The following is a 17761-nucleotide window of genomic DNA, read 5'->3' as shown; positions in this document are numbered from 1 at the left end:
CCAGGCGCTCCAGCTCCCGGGTGACCGGTCCCAGCCCCTCGGCCGCCCGCAGCGCGTCGCGGTGCCCGCCCACCGGCATGTCTGGCGCGCTGCGGCACGTCGGCGGACCTCCCCCGAGGACACGGCCGCCGTCCGTCGTTCCCCGGACAGGAGGCCGGGGTTGCGCGCGGAGCGGATGGGTGGGTAGGCGGGAACGGTCTACTTGGGCGGCTTCTTGCCGGTGACACCCAGGTACACCAGGGGAGCGAGGTTGGGCTTCAGGTCCTTGACCTTGACGCCCCACGAGGTGAACGCCTTCTGGTGCTCGGCCGCCGAGGCGAGCAGCGAGACCAGGGACCCGGCGACGGCGGCCGGGTCGAGCGACTTGTCGGCCTGGCCCTTCGCCTGGAGTTCCCTGACGGCCTCCGTGAGCGGCTTGGCGACCGCGTTGAGGACCGTCATGCGGATCTTGAAGAACCGCTTGTCCCCTTCGGCGGCACCGAGCGTGACCACGCGGAGAATGGCGTCGTTCTTGCGCCAGAAGGCGAGGAATCCGTCGACCAGTTCTTCCGAAGTGGCCGTGCCGGACTTCCCTGCCCAGGACTTTCCGGCCACCAGCTCTTTGAGGGTGTCGGAGTCCCTGGCCATTTCCTCGGCGATTTCGAGGACAGCGCCCTCGACATCCGGGAAGTACTGGTAGAAGGTCGCGGGGGAGGTACCCGCCATACGGGCGACGTCGATGACCTTGACGTCCCGATAGGGCGACGTGCTGAGCATCTCGCGGAGGCAGTCGAGCAGCTTCTGCCGCGTCTCCTGTCCGCGTCGCCCGGCGACGCGACCGTCGACGGTGCGAACTTGTCCTGTCATGCCGTCAGCTTACCGTGGCACGATCTTGGCGCGATTCGGTGATGCGACTATTACTCCGCACGGGGGTTGCTATAGGGGCGTGAACGACTTCGGACGGATATTCATCCGCGCTCCGGAGGCCCCGTTTGGAGCCCCCCCGTGTGCTTATGACCCCACAGCGTGACGGCCCCTCCGCTGAGGGGTGATCGGGTGACAGAGCGTGACGACTTCGGGTCGGATCCGGCCGGGTCGAAAAAGAGTTGCGGGCATGTCGTGCGCAAGCCGCAGGCGGAGCGGACGTCAGAATCCGGCCGTTGTGGCGGCACTGACCGGACGGTGAGCCCGAGGAGGCTGTGGGCGGGGGAGGTTGGAGTTGACCGGGGCGGCATTGGAGAATCGGGTCCGGCACCCCGTGGCGGGTGCGGAAAACGGGGAGGTGGCAGCGGAGTGGACCAGCTGACGGCGCACGATCCGAGGCGGATCGGGCCCTTCGAGGTGCTCGGGCGGCTCGGCGCGGGCGGGATGGGCCTGGTCTATCTGGCGCGCTCCGCGTCCGGCCGGCGAGTGGCCATCAAGACCGTCCGGGGGGAGCTGGCCGAGGACGAGCTGTTCCGGGTCCGATTCGCCCGGGAGATCGCGGCCGCCAAGACGGTCGGCGGGTTCTACACCGCCGCCGTGGTCGACGCCGACGCCGACGCCCGGGTGCCCTGGCTCGCCACGGCGTACGTCCCGGCGCCGTCCCTGGAGGACCTGGTCACCGAGTGCGGGCCGCTGCCGGCGGGGGCGGTGCGCTGGCTGGTCGCCGGTATCGCCGAGGCGCTGCAGTCCATCCACGCGGCCGGGCTGGTCCACCGCGACCTCAAGCCGTCCAACGTGCTGGTGGTCGAGGACGGTCCGCGGGTGATCGACTTCGGTATCGCCGCCGGCGTCTCCAGCACCCGGCTCACCATGACCAACGTCGCGGTCGGCACCCCGGCGTACATGTCGCCCGAGCAGGCCCGGGACAGCCGCGGCGTGACCGGCGCCAGCGACGTCTTCTCGCTCGGCTCGCTGCTGGTCTTCTGCGCCACCGGCCACCCGCCGTACCGGGGGGCCAACCCGGTCGAGACGGTGTTCCAGCTGCTGCGCGACCAGCCGGACCTCTCCGGCCTGCCGGCCGAGCTGGTGGACCTGGTGCGCGCCTGTATGCGGCCATCCCCCGAGCACCGGCCCTCCCCGGCGCAGATCCAGGCCGAGCTGGCCCCGCACCTGTTCTCCCGGGACGACGCCTCGGGAGAGGCGGGGGACTGGCTGCCCGCCAACGCGCTGGAGCTGATCGAGCGCAAGCGCGGCCGCCGGGTTCCCCCGCCCGCGCCGGCCCCGGCGGTGCCCGGTCCGAGCGTGCCGCCGCAGCCGGCCCCGCCGCAGCACGTGCCGCACCAGCAGCCGCCGCTCCCGCCTCCGCGCCCCGGCCACGACGACCCGCGCACCCGGCACCCCGCCGAGCGGTACGCGGCGCCCGCGCCCGGTCCTGTGCACGCGCTGCCGTCGCCGCCCGGACCGGACACCGAGGCGGCCACCGAGAAGATCTCCGGCCCCCGCCGCCACCGCGCCCCGGTCGCCGGGGAGAGCGCCGCCGAGGTGCGACTGCCCGGCGCCTCGGTGCGGATAGGCCCGGGGCCGCGCGCCGAGCAGGCCGGGCCGGGCGCCGCGCCCGCCGAGACGGACTGGGTCCGCCGGGCCACCCCGCCGCCGGTCCAGGCCGCCCGCTGGCGCCCCTGGCGGTTCCGGATGTCCAACGACGTCTGGGGCACCCCGGTGGTCGCGGACGGCACCCTCTTCGTCTCCAGCTTCGAGGTGCACGCCCTCGACGTGGCCTCCGGGCAGCGCCGCTACAAGACCCGGGACGTCGCCTGGGCGCTCGCGGTGGACGCCGGCCGGGTGCACGCCGCCGACGGCCCGCACCTGTACACGGTGGACGTCGCGGACGGCACCGAGCGCTGGCGCAACTCGCTGGACGGCTGGGTCTACTCGCTGGACGCCGCGGACGGCGTGCTCTGCTGCGGCGTCCGCGGCGGCGGGGTGCAGCTGCGCTCCGCCGCCGGCGGCGCCGAGCTCTGGCGGGCCGACGACGCCCAGCAGGACTACGAGAACCCCCAGTCCGGCCCGGCCCTGGTGGGCGGCGCCGCGTACTACTACGGCGGTGGGCGGCTGCGCTGCGTCGATCCGCGCGGCGCGGGACTGCGCTGGTCCTTCCCGGTCGGCGAGGACGTGCCCTCCCGCCCGGCCGAGCGGGCCGGCGTGCTGTACGTGACGGCCGGTACCCGGGTGTACGCGCTGGACGCGGCCAGCGGTGCCGAGCGCTGGCGGTTCGAGGCCCCGGTGGTGCTCTTCACCCCGCCCGCGCTGGACGCGGACGCGGTGTACGTCGCCGACTACCTCGGCACGGTCTACGCGCTGGACGCGGCGACCGGCCGGGACCGCTGGCGCGGTGCCACCGGCAACCGGCAGGGCGCCGAGCCCGTGGTCGTCGGGGACGGCATGGTGCTGATCGGCAGCGGCGACGTGCTGTACGCGTTCGAGGCGGCCACCGGCCGGGAGCGCTGGCGGTACACGGCGCGGGGCGAGATCGTCGGCTCCCCGGCGGTCGCCGACGGCCTGGTCCACCTGGGCAGCCGGGACCACTCGCTGCACACCCTGGACCTGGCGAGCGGACAGCTGCGGTGGGAGCTCGGGACGAAGGGCGAGCTGACCGGCTCGCCGGTGGCGGTCGGCGGACGGGTCTTCGTCGGCAGCAAGGACCGCTGCGTCTACGCGCTGGACGCCTTCTACGGCACGGCGGTGCCCTCGCACTGACGGACCGGCGGCCCGTGGGCGGTGCTACCGCCCGCGGACCGCGGGTCGGCGGGCCCGCGGGTGCCGGGCGCACCAGCCCTCCCACGCCGAGGCGACCATCTCCTCGACCCCGTGCCGGGCGGTCCAGCCCAGCTCACGGCGGATCAGCTCGGCGGAGGCGACCACCCGCGCCGGGTCGCCCGGCCGGCGCGGGGTGACCTCGCCGGTGGTGTCGTAGCCGGTGACCCGGCCGATCACGTCCAGCATCTCCTGGACGCTGACGCCCTCGCCGCGGCCGATGTTGAGGACCATCGAGGTCTCGCCGGGCGGGTCGGCGGCCAGCCGCCGGGCGGCCGCCACGTGGGCCGAGGCGATGTCCGAGACGTGGATGAAGTCGCGGACGCAGGTGCCGTCCGGGGTGGGGTAGTCGGAGCCGAAGATCAGCGGGGCGCGGCCGGCGGTGAGCCGTTCGAAGACCATCGGGATCAGGTTGAAGACGCCCTCGTCGGAGAGCTCGGGCGAGGCGGCGCCGGCCACGTTGAAGTAGCGCAGCGAGACGGTGGAGATGCCGTGGGCCCGGCCGGCCGCGGCGACCAGCCACTCGCCGGCCAGCTTGGTCTCGCCGTAGGGGTTCATCGGGGCGCAGGGGGCCGTCTCGGTGACCAGCTCGACGTCGGGCATGCCGTAGACGGCGGCGGAGGAGGAGAAGAGGAAACGCTTCACCCCGGCCTCGGCGACGGCCTCCAGCACGGTCTGCAGGCCGGTGAGGTTCTCGCGGTAGTAGTAGAAGGGGCGCTCGACCGACTCCCCCACCCGCTTCTTCGCGGCGAAGTGCAGAACGCCCCGGATGTCGTGGGTGTGCAGGACCGTGTCGAGTGCGGCGCGGTCCAGGGTGGAGCCCTCGACCAGGGTGACTCCGGGCGGCAGCCGGTCGGGGTCCCCGGTGCTCAGGTCGTCCAGCACCGTCACCTGCTCGCCGGCCTCGACCAGCTGGTGTGCCACGTGCCTGCCGATGTATCCGGCACCACCGGTGAGCAACCAAGTCATGGGCTGATCCTAGGGTCTGTCGTCAAACTCCAGTCGGCCGCCCGGAGGACGGGCGCGTCGGGGAGCTGATCCGGGCATATCGGTGAAATGCTGACAAAGATCTCTGTGATCTCGATGGGACCGCATGGATTTCGCCGGCCCGCACGGATTCGGTGGCCCGCGCGGATCGCGATGGCCCCGTACGGCCGATGGAATCGGAGGCAGCCCAGGTGAACCGCAAGAAGGAACCCACCCGCCCGCTCCCGGCCGGGCCGCGTCCCACCGGACCCCGGGTGTACGGCGGGCGGCTGCTCGGGCCCGGGGCGGTCGCCGCGCTGACCGCGCTGGCGGTGACGGGGTGCAGCAGCGGCTCGTCGTCCTCCTCGTCGACCGCCACCACCCCCGGCGCCTCCTCGCCCTCCCCGTCCGCCCGGCCGGCCAGTGGCAACCAGCTCCAGGACGCCTATCAGAAGGTCATCGCCGACGTGCTGCCCTCGGTGGTGCAGATCACCACCGCGACCGGTCTCGGCTCCGGGATCGTCTACGACGGCAAGGGCGACATCGTCACCAACGCCCACGTGGTCGGCACCGCCACCACCTTCAGCGTCACCCTGGCCAACAGCACCAAGGCCCTGGACGCCACGCTGGTCGCCGGCTACCCGGAGTCCGACCTCGCGGTGATCAGGCTGACCAGCCCGCCGAGCGGCCTCAGGCCGGCCGTCTTCGGGGACTCCGCCAAGGTGGAGCTGGGCCAGATCACCCTGGCGATGGGCAGTCCGCTGGGCCTGTCCGGCAGCGTCACCCAGGGCATCGTCTCGGCCATCGGGCGGACCGTCTCCGAGCCCCAGGGCGGCGGTTCGCCGGGCGCCACCATCGGCAACATGGTGCAGACCTCGGCGGCGATCAATCCGGGCAACAGCGGCGGGGCGCTGGTCAACCTGAACAGCCAGGTGATCGGCATCAACACGCTCGCCGCCACCGAGCCGGAGGCCGGCGGCGCCGCCGCGCCCGGGATCGGGTTCGCCATCCCGGCGTCCACCGTCACCGGCATCGCCGACCAGCTGATCAAGGACGGCAAGGTCACCAACTCCGGCCGGGCCGCGCTCGGGATCACCGCTCGGACGTACTTCGACCAGGACTTCCGGCCGGCCGGGGCGGTCGTCGTGGCGGTCAGCGCGGGCGGTCCGGCCGCCGCGGCGGGGATCCAGCCCGGCGACGTGATCACCAAGATCGGCGACGCCACCGTCGACTCGCTGAACTCGCTGACCAGCGCGCTCGCCTCGCTCACCCCGGGCACCAGGACGACCGTCACCTACACCCGGGACGGCCGGAGCGGGACCGCCGAGGTCACCCTCGGGACCCTGGAAACCCCCTAGCCCGCCGGATCCCCGGTCTCGCGGCCCCCGGATCCCCGGCGGCGTCGGCCCGCACACCGCGCAAGGGTTCGCGGGCGGTCGGCGTACGGGAGCGGGCCGGGACTTCGTCAACCGCCTCGACGAAGTCCCGGCCCGCTGGTGCGTCGGGGGTGGTGGGGAGGGGAAGCGGGGGTCGTCAGCGGCGGGCGGCGCGGGTGCGCCAGGGGAGCTCGATGGTCACCGTGGTCGGTCCGCCGTGCGGGCTCTCCACCAGGAACACCCCGTCCACGGCCCGGATCCGCTCGGCCAGTCCGGCCAGGCCGCTGCCCGGGTAGGGGGCCGCGCCGCCCTTGCCGTCGTCCCGGACCAGCAGCATCAGCTGGTCGGCGGCCCGCCAGACGTCCACCGTGGCGGAGCGGGCACCGGCGTGCTTCGAGACGTTGGTCAGCAGCTCGCTGACGGTGAAGTAGGCGATGCCCTCGACCGCCGAGTCCGGGCGCTCCACCGAGCCGTCCGCGGCCGTCAGCTCGACGTGCACCTTGACCCCGTCCGGCACCGTGCAGCGGGCGGCCACCGCGGAGAGCGCGGCGTCCAGTCCGCGGTCGGTGAGCACCGCCGGGTGGATGCCCCGGGCCAGGTCGCGCAGCTCCTGCAGGGCCAGCTTCACCTCGCCGTGCGCGGCACCGACCATCCTCGCCGCGGCCGCCACGTCCTCGGGCGTCTCGGTTTCGCTCAGCTTCTCCTTGGCCATGCCGAGGTCCATCGCCAGCGCCACCAGCCGGGCCTGGGCGCCGTCGTGCAGGTCGCGCTCGATCCGGCGCAGGTCGGCGGCGGCGGTGTCGACCACGGTGCCGCGGTCGTCCTCCAGCTCACGCACCCGCTCGGAGAGCACGCCCGGGTAGAGCAGGGTCTCCACCAGCATCCGGTCGATCGCCGCCTGGAAGCGGACCACCCAGGGCAGCACCGGCCAGCCGACGACCACGCAGATCAGCGTCACCGCGAAGCTCAGCACGCCCCAGGGCAGCAGCAGCACGTTGTAGAGGGCCGAGCGCCAGCTCAGGGGGTCGGTGAGGTAGGCGATCGCATAGCCGGTGATGCCCGGCCGCGCCCGGCGCACCGGCTCCGGCTCGTGCACCTCGGAGCCGAGCACCGAGCGGGCCCGGCGGCGGGCGAACGCGCCCAGCAGCCGGCAGCCGGCCAGCCCGGCGGCCAGCAGCGGCAGGCCGATCACGGTGATGGAGAGCGCCAGCCCGACCGAGAGCAGCGCGACGGTGAAGACGAACCCCGCGATGCCGAGCGGCAGGTTGAGCAGCAGCTGCCCGGCCTGCCGCCACATCCGCGCGCCGTACAGCGGGGCGCGTTCGGCGCGCGCGTCCGGCTCCTTGATGGCATCCGCGGCGCGGCGGTGCAGAGGCTTCATGTGGATCTACCGTCCCTCGGGGTCGAGCTGGTGGTCCAAGCTTCCCTGCCGGAGGCCGCGCGCGGCCATGGGGGTGATCCGTCTTCCCGGTCGGGGGTTATCCCCACCCCGGGGCGGTGCCGGGGTGTCCGCGGCCGTCCGCCGGTTGTCCACCGGCTGTCTTGCGGATCGGGCGGGATGCGGCGCTCCACGGCCGTGCACTTAGACTCACGCATTGGCGATTGGTTGTGACCGTGTAAAGAAACGTCGTAGAACTGCTTCGAGGGCGGTTTTCACAGGCGATGTGGAGGCGAGGAGCATGGAGGGGCAGCCGGCAGCTGCCGTCGCGGCCGACCCGGCGGTCGGCGGCGGCTACTTCGACGCGTACGCCGCGATGGGCCTGCTCGCCGTCGTCGGCGTGCTCTTCGTCGCCGTGGCGTTCACCGCCAACCGGCTCCTGCGGCCGGTGGTGTACTCGCCGGAGAAACTCCTCGCCTACGAGTGCGGCGTGGACCCGGTGGGAGAGGACTGGGCGCACACCCAGGTCCGCTACTACGTCTACGCCTTCCTGTACGTGATCTTCGCGGTCGACGCGATCTACCTGTTCCCGTGGGCGACCGTCTTCGCCGCCGCCGGGTACGGCGCCGGGACGCTGATCGAGATGTTCGTCTTCATCGGCTTCCTCGCGGTCGGGCTGCTCTACGCCTGGAAGAAGGGCGTTCTGGAATGGACGTGACCCCCAACCACTCGCACGGACACGGCACCGCGGGCCCGGTCCCGCTCGGTCTGCCGGACCCGTCGCGCCCCGGCGGCGCCGTCGAGCGGAGCGGCCTCGGCCCGCTGGCCCGGCTCGCGCCGGACCCGGTCAAGGTCGTCCTGAACTGGGGCCGCCGCTACAGCCTCTGGTGCTTCAACTTCGGCCTGGCCTGCTGTGCGATCGAGTTCATCGCCGCGTCCATGGCCAAACACGATTTCATCCGGATGGGTGTGATCCCGTTCGCGCCCGGCCCCCGCCAGGCCGATCTGATGATCGTCTCGGGAACCGTGACCGACAAGATGGCGCCCGCCGTGAAGCGCCTCTACGAGCAGATGCCCGAGCCGAAGTACGTCATCTCCTTCGGCGCCTGCTCCAACTCCGGCGGCCCCTACTGGGACTCCTACTCCGTCACCAAGGGCGTCGACCAGATCATCCCGGTCGACGTCTACGTGCCCGGCTGCCCGCCCCGGCCGGAAGCACTGCTCCAGGGCATCCTCAAGCTCCAGGAGAAGATCGCCGCCGAGTCGCTTCCCGGCCGGTACGCGGCGCCCGCGAGCGCGCTGCGCCGCCCGCTGGTCGCCGGGCCCGGTCCTTCCGAAGGAGGCGTCTCGTGAGCACCGCCGAGCAGTACGCGGCGTCGGTCGGCGAGTGGGCCACCGGCGCCGAGGCGTACGGCCTGGTCACCGTCGACGTGCCCGCCGAGCACTGGATCGAGGCGCTCACCGCGGCCCGGGACGTCCTGGGCCTGCGGTTCTTCGACTGGCTGAGCGCCGTCGACGAGCTGGCCGAGGGCTTCTCGGTGGTCGCCCACCTGGCCGCTGCGGACGCGCCCGGGGTGCGCCACCTCGCGCTGCGCACCAAGGTGGCGCGCGACGGGGCCGCGCTGCCGACCGCCGTCGAGGTGTACGCGGGTGCCGCCTGGCACGAGCGTGAGACGCACGAGATGTTCGGCATCGACTTCCCCGGACACCCCTACCTGGCCACCCTGCTGCTGCCGGACGGCTTCGAGGGGTACCCGCTGCGCAAGGAGTTCGTGCTCGCGGCCCGGGTCGCCAAGGCCTGGCCGGGCGCCAAGGAACCGGGCGAGTCCGACCACGGCGACGGCCCGGCGCGGCGCAAGATGCAGCCGCCCGGCGTCCCGGACCCGAACGAGTGGGGCCCGCTCAAGGGCACCCTGCCGCCGGTGGCCGAGCGACCCGCGCGCGGTGCGCGGGCGGCCGGCGCGGCGGCCCGTACACCCCGGACGGGTGCGGGTGCGGGTGCGGCGGCCGAGGGCGGGCCCGCCGTCCGGGCGGACCGGCCCCGGCGGACCAGGTCGGTCGACGCGGGCTCGGTGAGCCAGGCCGCCGCCGGGGCTCCGGCGAGCCGCCCGGCCACCGAGGAGTCCACCGAGGCCTCCCCCGAGGGGTCCGCCGAACCGAAGCCCGAGCGTGCGGCGCCGGCCCGGACGCGGTCCGCGGACGCGCCCTGGCACGCGCCGGTGCCCGCGCACGGGCCCGCGACGGGTGCGGGCGACGCGCCCGAGGAGGCGGCCGCCCCCGGCGGCGCGGCCGAGCGCGAGGACGGCGGGCACGAGAAGGACGGGACGAAGGAGACGCCGGCCGGCCCGGCCGACCAGGACGGAGACAGCACGTGAACCTGCTCGACACGCTGCTGCGCTGCGTCGCCACGCTCGTCGTCTTCCTCACCATTCCCCTGATCATCGGCCAGACCGAGCACAAGGTGATGGCGCACATGCAGGGCCGGCTCGGCCCGATGTACGCCGGCGGCTTCCACGGCTGGGCGCAGCTCGTCGCCGACGGTGTGAAGTTCGCGCAGAAGGAGGACATCGTCCCGGCCGGGGCGGACCGGAGGATCTTCCAGCTGGCGCCCGCCGTCTCGCTGCTGCCCTACCTGTTCGTGCTGCTCGCCATCCCGGTCGGGCCGGACGGCTTCGTCGGCCAGGCGGTCGACGCCGGACTCTTCTTCGTGCTGGCCGTGATGGGTGTCGGCGTGATCGGCAAGCTGATGGCCGGCTGGGCCTCGGCGAACAAGTTCTCGCTGCTCGGCGGTCTGCGCACGGCCGCCCAGCTGATGTCCTACGAGCTGCCGATGGTGCTCGCCGCCGCCTCCGTGGCGATGGCGGCCGGCACGCTCTCGCTGCCGGGGATCCTGGACGCCTGGCAGTGGTACTGGATCCCGTGGCAGATCATCGGCGCCTTCGTCTTCTTCACCGCCGGGCTGGCCGAGCTGCAGCGCCCGCCGTTCGACATGCCGGTGGCCGACTCGGAGATCATCTTCGGCGCGTACACCGAGTACACCGGGCTGCGCTTCGCGCTCTTCCTGCTCTCCGAGTACGTCGGGATCCTGGTGGTCTCCGGGCTGACCGCGGTGCTCTTCCTGGGCGGCTGGCACGGCCCGCTGCCGGACGAGCTCGGCTGGCTCTGGACCATCCTGAAGACCTTCGCGCTGGCCTTCGTGGTGATCTGGCTGCGGGTGACCTATCCGCGGCTGCGGGAGGACCAGCTGATGCGCTTCGCGTGGCTCGTGCTGATCCCGCTCGCCCTCGTCCAGCTCGCCCTCACCGGCATCATCAAGGTGGCGATCTCATGAGCTTTCCGGGCTCCGGCCTGGCCAAGGGCCTGGCCGTCACGCTGCGGACGATGACGAAGAAGAGCATCACCGCCCAGTACCCCGAGGTGCAGCCCGCGTTGCCGCCGCGCTCGCGCGGGGTGATCGCGCTGCTGGAGGAGAACTGCACGGTCTGCATGCTCTGCGCCCGCGAGTGCCCGGACTGGTGCATCTACATCGACTCCCACAAGGAGACGCTGCCGGCCGCCGATCCGAACGCCCGTGCCCGCACCCGCAACGTGCTGGACCGGTTCGCCATCGACTTCTCGCTCTGCATGTACTGCGGGATCTGCATCGAGGTCTGCCCCTTCGACGCGCTGTTCTGGTCGCCGGAGTTCGAGTACGCGGAGACCGACATCCTGGAGCTGACCCACGAGCGGGAGAAGCTCCGCGAGTGGATGTGGACGGTGCCGGCGCCGCCGGCGCTGGACCCGGCGGCCGAGGAGCCGAAGGAGATCGCCACCGCGCGCAAGGCGGCGGACAAGCTGGCCGCCGCCGCGGCGCAGGAGGAGGGTGACCCGCGATGAGTGCCGCCCTGCTGACCGCGGCCGGGTCGTTGGACCCGGCCGCCCGCTCGTTCCTCTCCCCGACCGGGGTCGAGATCGTCTTCCTGCTGGTCGGTGTCGCCGTGCTGGGGTCGGCCGTGGTGGCCGTCACCACCAAGCAGCTGGTGCACGCCGCGCTCTGGCTGGTGGTCGCGCTCGGCGGGCTGGCGGTGGAGTTCCTGCTGCTCACCGCCGAGTTCATCGCCTGGGTGCAGGTGCTGATCTACCTCGGCTCGGTGGTCGTGCTGGTGCTGTTCGGACTGATGCTCACCCGGGCGCCGATCGGACGCTCGCCGGACGCCGACTCGGGCAACCGCTGGGTCGCCCTGGTGGTGGCGCTGGCCTCCGCCGGGACGCTGGTGACGCTGGTCGTGGACGCCTTCCGGACCTCGTGGATCGACCTCGGCGCGGGCGGCGGCTCGGCGCAGGCGACGGGTACCAGCCTGTTCCGGACGTGGGTGCTGCCCTTCGAGGCGCTCTCGGTGCTGCTGCTGGCCGCCCTGGTCGGCGCGATCGTGCTGTCGCGCGGGGCCGGGCGGCGGGTGCCGCCGACCCGGGCCGGCAAGCTGCGCGCGGGCCGACCGGTGGGCTCCAACGGGACGGTCGCGGCCACCGCGCCCAAGGCCCCGCCCGCCCCCGTTGCGCCCGCTCCGACGACCTCGGCGGAGGAGAGCTGATGCATCTCGCCTACCCCGTCGTGCTCGCCGCGCTGCTGTTCAGCGTCGGCGTGTACGGCGTGCTCGCCCGGCGCAACGTCGTCCTGGTGCTGATGTCCGTCGAGCTGATGCTCAACGCCGTCAACCTCAACCTCGTCGCCTTCGACGCCTGGCTGCGGGACTCCCTGCACGCCGGCCAGGCGCTCACCCTGTTCACCATCACCATCGCCGCCGCCGAGATCGGTCTCGGGCTCGCCATCGTCCTGCTGCTGTTCCGGGCCCGGGGCACCGCGGACGTCGACCGGGCCACCGCGCTCGGTGATCCCGCCGAGTCCGCCGCCGAGGAGGCGCCGGCCGGCGCCGAGGCGCTGAAGGGCCAGGCCGCCGCATGAACCTCGCCCTGCCCACGCTCGTCCCCGTCCTGCCCGCGCTCGGGGCGGCCGCCACGCTGGCCGTCGGCAAGCGCGCCCCCGGCCTGGCCCGGCCGCTGGCGATCGTCCCGGTCGCCGTCTCGGCCGTGCTCGCCCTGGTCGTCGCCCTCCAGTTGGGCACCGGGCAGGTGCTGGAGAGCGCCACCCGGCTCACCCCGACCGGCGGGCCGGAGATCACGCTCGGCTTCTACCTGGACGGTTACAGCTCGCTGATCTCCGTGCTGGTCGGCCTGGTCGCCACCTGTGTGCAGGTCTACTCGACCGCCTACCTCAAGGACGACCTGCGCTACCCCTCGTACGCGGCGCTGGTCTCGCTGTTCACGGCGGCGATGTTCCTGGTCGTCTACTCGGGCGACCTGATCGTCCTGCTGGTCGGCTGGGAGGTCATGGGCATCTGCTCGTACTTCCTGATCGGCCACCACTGGGAGAGCGCCGACGCCCGTTCGGCCTCGCTGAAGGCCTTCCTGGTCACCAAGCTCGGCGACGTGCCGTTCCTGTTCGGCATCTTCCTGCTCGGTGCCGACGCCGGCAGCTTCCGGGTGTCGGACGTCCTGGCGGCCGCCGGCGAGGGCCGGCTCGGCCACCCGACGCTGATCGCGCTGCTGCTGCTCGCCGGCGTGGCCGGCAAGAGCGCGCAGTTCCCGCTGCACACCTGGCTCCCGGACGCGATGGCGGGCCCGACGCCGGTCTCCGCGCTGATCCACGCCGCCACCATGGTCGCGGCCGGCATCTACCTGGTCGCCCGCCTGCTGCCGGTCTTCCTGCTCTCCGGTGCGGCGCTGGTGGTGCTCGCGGTGATGGCCGCCGTGACGATGATCGGCTCGGCGCTCTGCGCGCTCGCCCAGGACGACCTGAAGCGGGTGCTCGCCTACTCGACCGTCGGCCAGCTCGGCTACATGGCCGGCGCGCTGGCCAGCGGCGACCGCGAGGCCTCCGTGTTCCACCTGGTCAGCCACGGCGCGTTCAAGGCGCTGCTGTTCCTCGCCGCCGGTGTGGTGATCCACGCCGCGCACACCAACTCGATCTCCGTGATGTCCCGGACGCCGGGGCTGCGCAAGCGGGTGCCGGACGCCTACTGGACGATGGGCATCGCGCTCGTCGCCCTGATCGGGCTGCCGCCGTTCTCCGGCTTCTTCAGCAAGGAGGCGGTGCTGACCGCCGCCGAGCACGCCGCCAACGGCGAGGCGCTGACCAACGGCGTCGGCCCGGCCTCGGCGGTGCCGCAGGCGGCCGGCTGGATCGTACTGATCTCCGCCGCGCTCACCGCCCTGCTCACCGCGGCGTACGCGGCGCGACTGTTCCTGGTGGCCTTCCACAGCCCGGCCGCCTCCGGCGCCGGCCTGGCCGCCGCCGCGCCCGTGACACTGCCGGACCACGAGGCCGGCGCGCCCTACTCGCCCGAGCCGGACGAGGCCGACCCGGCCACCGCCGAGCCGCCCGCGATGCGCTGGCCGCTCTGGGTGCTGGCGATCCCGACCATGGCCTTCGGCGTGACCAGCCTGCGCTCGGACTGGCTGCCCGCCCTGCTGGACGGCGGCTCGCTGCGGCCCTCGGCCGTCACCGCCGTGACCGGCACCGGCCTCGCCGTGGTCGGCGCGCTGCTGGCGTACGGGGCCTGGCGCTCCGCCACCGCGCGGCTCGGGGCCGGCCGGCCGGCGCCGGCCCTGGAGGGCAGGGTGCCCGAGCAGGCCGGCGCCCCCGCCGCCGAGGTGATCGTCGCCGACCCCGGGCGCACGCTGCTCGGCCCGCTGTTCGGCCCGGCCCGGCACGGCTTCGGCGTCGACCGGCTCTACACCGCGCTGTTCGTCCGGCCGGTGGCCGCCGCCGCGCTACTGGTCCGCTTCCTCGACCGCGAGGTCGTCGAGACGTACGTACGCGGCACCGGGGCCGGCGCCAACCTGCTCGGCCGGGCCGTCCGGCTCGCGCAGACCGGGAACGCGCAGACCTACCTCAGCGCGCTGCTCGCCGGCGTCGTCCTGCTGGCCGTCCTGGTGGCGGTGTAGCCGGATGGACCAGAACCGGGTGAACCAGCAGCCCCGCCGCCCAGCCCCCCCGACCGCAGCCCGTAGGAGCCCCCGATGAACGCAGTCCTCATCGCCCTCCTGACGCTGCCGCTGGCCGGCGCCGCGCTGACCCTGGCGCCGGTGTTCGGCGCCGACGCGGCCGCCGCCGACCGGCGCGCGCTGCGGCTCAACACCGTGGTCAGCGGCGGCGTCCTGCTGCTCGGCGTCGCCCTCGCGGTGGGCTTCGACCACGACGAACCCGGCCGGATGCAGGCCACCACCGACGTGTCCTGGATCCCGGCCATCGGCGTGCGCTTCCACCTCGGCGTGGACGGCGTCTCGCTCCCGCTGATCGTGCTGACCGCGCTGCTGACCTTCCTCTGCGCGCTGTACTCGGAGAAGCGGCTGCCGTCGGGGGAGGGCGTCCCCTCGGCAAGGGCCTTCACCGGGCTGTTCCTCCTCCTCGAAGTCGGCATGCTCGCCACCTTCGCGGTGCTGGACCTCCTGCTCTTCTTCCTGGCCTTCGAGATCGTGCTGATCCCGATGTACTTCCTGATCGCCCGCTGGGGGACCGGGGCGAAGGTGCCGGCCGCCAACCGGTTCATCCTGTACACGCTGCTCGGCTCGGCCGTGATGCTGCTCGGCTTCCTGCTGGTCGGCAGCAAGGCGGGCACCTTCGACATGCAGGCCCTGGCCGCCGCGCACGGCAGCGGCCTGAGCCACACCACCCAGGTGACCGCCGCCCTGGCGATCATGGTCGGGCTGGCGGTCAAGGCTCCCGCCTGGCCGCTGCACAGCTGGCTCCCGGACGCGCACACGGCGGCCCCTACCGTCGGCTCCGTGCTGCTCGCCGGTGTGCTGCTGAAGATGGGTACGTACGGCCTGGTCCGCGTCCTCCTCCCGGTCGTCCCGGACGGCACCGCGACGCTCGCCCCGTACCTGGGCGCGTTCGCCGCCGTCGGCATCGTCTACGGCTCGCTGGCCTGTCTCGCGCTTTCCCGCCCCGGCGCCAAGGGCGACCTCAAGCGCCTGATCGCCTACTCCTCCGTCGGTCACATGGGCTTCGTCCTGCTGGGCATCGCCTCCCTCACCCCGGTGGGCGTCAACGGCGCGCTGTTCGCCAACATCGCCCACGGGCTGATCACCGGTCTGCTCTTCTTCGTGGTCGGGGCCCTGAAGGACCGCTACGGTACGGCGGACCTGGACACCCTGGCCGGCTCCACCGGCGCCGCCCTCTACGGGCGGGCACCACGGATCGGCGCCCTGCTGGCCTTCGCCGCCGTCGCCAGCCTCGGCCTGCCCGGGCTGGCCGGCTTCTGGGGCGAGCTGCTCGCCATGTTCGGCGCGTTCGACCCGGCCAAGGGCCTGTCGCGCCCGGCCTTCCTCACCTACATGGTCCTGGCCGGCCTCGGCACCCTCCTCACCGCCGCGTACCTGCTGATCGTGGTCAAACGCGTCTGCATGGGCGATCCGAAGCAGCCCGCCCCGGTGCCGCAGCTCGCCGACCTGCGCCCGTACGAGGCCGTCAGCTGGACGCCGCTGGCGGCCCTCACCCTGCTCGCCGGCCTCTGGCCCGCGCTCCTGCTCGGCCTCTCCGACCCGGCCGTCAAGCACCTCCTCGGGGGTGGCTGACCATGACCGGCACCGCACTCGGAGCCCAGCTCCTCGGCACGCAGCCCGCCGGCGCCACCGGCACCGCACTCGGACCTCACTCCACGGGGCAGCCCACTGTGACCTCCCTCGCCGTCGCCGACCCGGGCAGCCTGATCCAGTCCGTGGACTGGGTGGCGATCGCGCCGCCGCTGATCGCGGCCCTGGCCGCGTTGGCCGTGCTGGTCACCGACCTCTTCCTGCCCGAGCGCCACAAGAAGCTGCTCGGCGGGCTGGCCGTGGCCGGGCTCGCCCTCGCCCTCATCGCTCTCCTCCCGCTCACCGGCGGATCACCTCGCGCCACCTTCTGTGCGCAGAACGTAACAGGCGCCACCGACACCGCCGGCTGCTCGTACGTCGCGGACCACTTCGCCCTGGTCTTCCAGCTGCTCGCGCTCGGCGGCGCGCTGATCGCCGCGCTGCTCTCGACGCACACCGTCGAGGACGAGAAGCTGCCCGGCGGCGAGTACTGGTTCCTGCTGCTCTCCAGCGCCACCGGCGCCGCCCTGCTGCCCGCCTCCCGGGACCTCGCCACCCTGGTGATCGCCCTGGAGGTGGCCTCGCTGCCGGCGTTCGCGCTGGTCGCACTGCGCCGCGACGGCCGGGGCGCCGAGGCCGCGCTGAAGTTCTTCCTCTCCTCCGTCACCGCGACCGCCGTGATGCTGCTCGGCATCGGCTTCGTCTACGCCGCGAGCGGCAGCCTGCACCTGGGCGCCGTCGCCGACGGCCTGGAGCACGCGCCGGCCCAGCTGAAGCCGCTGGCCGAGGCGGGTGCGGTACTGACGCTGGTCGGCTTCGCCTTCAAGGTCGCCGCCGTCCCGTTCCACTTCTGGGTGCCCGACACCTACATCGGCGCCCCGCTGCCGGTGGCCGGCTACCTCTCGGTGGTCGGAAAGGCCGCCGGCCTTTCCGGCCTGGCCCTGGTCACCACGATCGCCTTCCGCCCGTACGCGCACAGCTGGGGCCTGGTGCTCGCGGTGCTGGCCGCCGCCACCATGACGGTGGGCAACGTGGGCGCACTGCGCCAGCGGTTCGACACCCGCTACAGCGCGGTGCGACTGCTCGCCTGGTCCTCGGTGGCCCAGGCCGGGTACCTGCTGGTGCCGCTCGCCGCCGCCGGCTACGCGCCGACCGGGACGGATCCTCTCGGCGCCACCGCCGCGTACGCGCTGATCTACGGTGTGGTGAACCTGGGCGCCTTCGGGGTGGTCGCCGCCGTCGGGCGCCGGTCCGGGGCCGGCGTCGACGACTTCCGCGGTCTCTTCGCCCGGCGCCGCTGGACGGCGCTGGCGCTGGCCTTCTTCCTGCTCTGCCTGGCCGGACTGCCGCCGGGCGTGATCGGCCTGTTCGGCAAGGTGGTGGTGTTCCGCGCCGCCGTCGACGCCGGTCTGGGCTGGCTGGCCGTGGTGATGGCCGCCAACGTGGTCGTCGCGCTGTACTACTACCTGCTCTGGACGGCGCGGCTGTTCGCGCCGGCGGCCGGGGCCGGTGAGCAGCCGGCCGGTGCCGCGCCGGCCGTCGAGCGCCGGCTGCCGGCCTCGCTGGCGGTCACCCTGGGGCTCACCGCCTCCGCGGCCGTGGTGCTCTCGGTGGCCCCGCAGCTGGTCCTCCAGGTGGTCGGCGGCACGCTGTTCTGAGGCCGCCGGCCGGAGCGGGCGGCGGCGCGGCCCGGGTGGAGCGGTGGCCACAA

15 protein-coding genes are annotated in these 17761 nt (G+C 73.6%); 12 read left to right on the top strand and 3 right to left on the bottom strand.

Annotated features, from left to right (window positions below; all coding sequences use genetic code 11):
- Positions 1-198 precede the first annotated feature (198 nt).
- Complete coding sequence (locus tag AB0J08_RS11105; protein ID WP_360630447.1) at positions 199-846, bottom strand: TetR family transcriptional regulator; 648 nt, start codon at positions 844-846, stop codon at positions 199-201.
- A gap of 426 nt (positions 847-1272) precedes the next feature.
- Here AB0J08_RS11105 and AB0J08_RS11100 point away from each other — a divergent pair, with 426 nt between their 5' ends.
- Entirely contained in the window at positions 1273-3660 is a 2388-nt protein-coding gene (locus tag AB0J08_RS11100) for a PQQ-binding-like beta-propeller repeat protein (RefSeq protein ID WP_360630444.1), read from the top strand.
- A 24-nt stretch (positions 3661-3684) separates the two neighbouring features.
- Here the strand turns inward: AB0J08_RS11100 and galE are convergent, their stop codons facing one another.
- Positions 3685-4686 (bottom strand): UDP-glucose 4-epimerase GalE, encoded by a 1002-nt coding sequence (gene galE, locus AB0J08_RS11095; protein WP_360630441.1) that lies wholly within the window; start codon positions 4684-4686, stop codon positions 3685-3687.
- A gap of 188 nt (positions 4687-4874) precedes the next feature.
- Between galE and AB0J08_RS11090 the strand changes: the two genes are divergently transcribed.
- The gene (locus tag AB0J08_RS11090) at positions 4875-6041 is read left to right on the top strand and encodes a trypsin-like peptidase domain-containing protein (RefSeq protein ID WP_360630438.1); all 1167 of its coding nucleotides are present in this window, start codon (positions 4875-4877) and stop codon (positions 6039-6041) included.
- Positions 6042-6216: 175 nt separating this feature from the next.
- Here AB0J08_RS11090 and AB0J08_RS11085 read toward each other — a convergent pair whose 3' ends face one another.
- On the bottom strand, positions 6217-7356 hold the full coding sequence (locus AB0J08_RS11085; RefSeq protein ID WP_360630628.1) for a sensor domain-containing protein: 1140 nt from the start codon (positions 7354-7356) through the stop codon (positions 6217-6219).
- A 382-nt stretch (positions 7357-7738) separates the two neighbouring features.
- Between AB0J08_RS11085 and AB0J08_RS11080 the strand changes: the two genes are divergently transcribed.
- The 10 genes from AB0J08_RS11080 to AB0J08_RS11035 all read left to right on the top strand — a co-directional run bounded on the left by AB0J08_RS11080 (position 7739) and on the right by AB0J08_RS11035 (position 17708).
- On the top strand, positions 7739-8155 hold the full coding sequence (locus tag AB0J08_RS11080; RefSeq protein ID WP_360630435.1) for an NADH-quinone oxidoreductase subunit A: 417 nt from the start codon (positions 7739-7741) through the stop codon (positions 8153-8155).
- Positions 8146-8790 carry an NADH-quinone oxidoreductase subunit B family protein gene (locus AB0J08_RS11075; protein ID WP_360630432.1) on the top strand — a complete coding sequence of 215 codons (645 nt, stop codon included), beginning with the start codon at positions 8146-8148 and terminating at the stop codon, positions 8788-8790. Before AB0J08_RS11080 ends, AB0J08_RS11075 begins: the two co-directional genes overlap by 10 nt.
- Complete coding sequence (locus AB0J08_RS11070; protein ID WP_360630429.1) at positions 8787-9812, top strand: NADH-quinone oxidoreductase subunit C; 1026 nt, start codon at positions 8787-8789, stop codon at positions 9810-9812. Before AB0J08_RS11075 ends, AB0J08_RS11070 begins: the two co-directional genes overlap by 4 nt.
- Positions 9813-9814: 2 nt before the next feature.
- Positions 9815-10768 (top strand): NADH-quinone oxidoreductase subunit NuoH, encoded by a 954-nt coding sequence (gene nuoH / locus AB0J08_RS11065; protein WP_360630625.1) that lies wholly within the window; start codon positions 9815-9817, stop codon positions 10766-10768.
- A complete protein-coding gene (locus AB0J08_RS11060) occupies positions 10765-11313 on the top strand; it encodes an NADH-quinone oxidoreductase subunit I (protein WP_360630426.1) in 549 nt (182 codons plus the stop codon). The genes nuoH and AB0J08_RS11060 overlap by 4 nt, the downstream gene beginning before the upstream one ends.
- Entirely contained in the window at positions 11310-12008 is a 699-nt protein-coding gene (locus AB0J08_RS11055) for an NADH-quinone oxidoreductase subunit J (protein WP_360630423.1), read from the top strand. Before AB0J08_RS11060 ends, AB0J08_RS11055 begins: the two co-directional genes overlap by 4 nt.
- The gene (gene nuoK / locus AB0J08_RS11050; protein ID WP_360630420.1) at positions 12008-12379 is read left to right on the top strand and encodes an NADH-quinone oxidoreductase subunit NuoK; all 372 of its coding nucleotides are present in this window, start codon (positions 12008-12010) and stop codon (positions 12377-12379) included. The genes AB0J08_RS11055 and nuoK overlap by 1 nt, the downstream gene beginning before the upstream one ends.
- Positions 12376-14421, top strand: coding sequence for an NADH-quinone oxidoreductase subunit L (locus AB0J08_RS11045; protein ID WP_360630417.1), 2046 nt, complete (start codon positions 12376-12378; stop codon positions 14419-14421). The genes nuoK and AB0J08_RS11045 overlap by 4 nt, the downstream gene beginning before the upstream one ends.
- A gap of 75 nt (positions 14422-14496) precedes the next feature.
- Positions 14497-16053, top strand: a complete 1557-nt coding sequence (locus tag AB0J08_RS11040) for an NADH-quinone oxidoreductase subunit M (RefSeq protein WP_360630414.1) — start codon at positions 14497-14499, stop codon at positions 16051-16053.
- Positions 16054-16055: 2 nt separating this feature from the next.
- Positions 16056-17708 (top strand): NADH-quinone oxidoreductase subunit N, encoded by a 1653-nt coding sequence (locus AB0J08_RS11035; RefSeq protein ID WP_360630411.1) that lies wholly within the window; start codon positions 16056-16058, stop codon positions 17706-17708.
- Positions 17709-17761: the final 53 nt, after the last annotated feature.

Source organism: Kitasatospora sp. NPDC050463, from assembly GCF_040655255.1.
Classification (GTDB): domain Bacteria; phylum Actinomycetota; class Actinomycetes; order Streptomycetales; family Streptomycetaceae; genus Kitasatospora.
This window is presented reverse-complemented; position numbering and strand designations above follow the sequence as displayed.

What these genes read in the sequence shown, in the direction of transcription:
- AB0J08_RS11105 (WP_360630447.1), bottom strand. Translation starts at nt 846, where the DNA reads ATGACAGGACAAGTTCGCACCGTCGACGGTCGCGTCGCCGGGCGACGC.
- galE (WP_360630441.1), bottom strand. Translation starts at nt 4,686, where the DNA reads ATGACTTGGTTGCTCACCGGTGGTGCCGGATACATCGGCAGGCACGTG.
- AB0J08_RS11090 (WP_360630438.1), top strand. Translation starts at nt 4,875, where the DNA reads ATGGAATCGGAGGCAGCCCAGGTGAACCGCAAGAAGGAACCCACCCGC.
- AB0J08_RS11085 (WP_360630628.1), bottom strand. Translation starts at nt 7,356, where the DNA reads ATGTGGCGGCAGGCCGGGCAGCTGCTGCTCAACCTGCCGCTCGGCATC.
- AB0J08_RS11080 (WP_360630435.1), top strand. Translation starts at nt 7,739, where the DNA reads ATGGAGGGGCAGCCGGCAGCTGCCGTCGCGGCCGACCCGGCGGTCGGC.
- AB0J08_RS11075 (WP_360630432.1), top strand. Translation starts at nt 8,146, where the DNA reads ATGGACGTGACCCCCAACCACTCGCACGGACACGGCACCGCGGGCCCG.
- AB0J08_RS11060 (WP_360630426.1), top strand. Translation starts at nt 10,765, where the DNA reads ATGAGCTTTCCGGGCTCCGGCCTGGCCAAGGGCCTGGCCGTCACGCTG.
- AB0J08_RS11055 (WP_360630423.1), top strand. Translation starts at nt 11,310, where the DNA reads ATGAGTGCCGCCCTGCTGACCGCGGCCGGGTCGTTGGACCCGGCCGCC.
- nuoK (WP_360630420.1), top strand. Translation starts at nt 12,008, where the DNA reads ATGCATCTCGCCTACCCCGTCGTGCTCGCCGCGCTGCTGTTCAGCGTC.
- AB0J08_RS11045 (WP_360630417.1), top strand. Translation starts at nt 12,376, where the DNA reads ATGAACCTCGCCCTGCCCACGCTCGTCCCCGTCCTGCCCGCGCTCGGG.
- AB0J08_RS11040 (WP_360630414.1), top strand. Translation starts at nt 14,497, where the DNA reads ATGAACGCAGTCCTCATCGCCCTCCTGACGCTGCCGCTGGCCGGCGCC.
- AB0J08_RS11035 (WP_360630411.1), top strand. Translation starts at nt 16,056, where the DNA reads ATGACCGGCACCGCACTCGGAGCCCAGCTCCTCGGCACGCAGCCCGCC.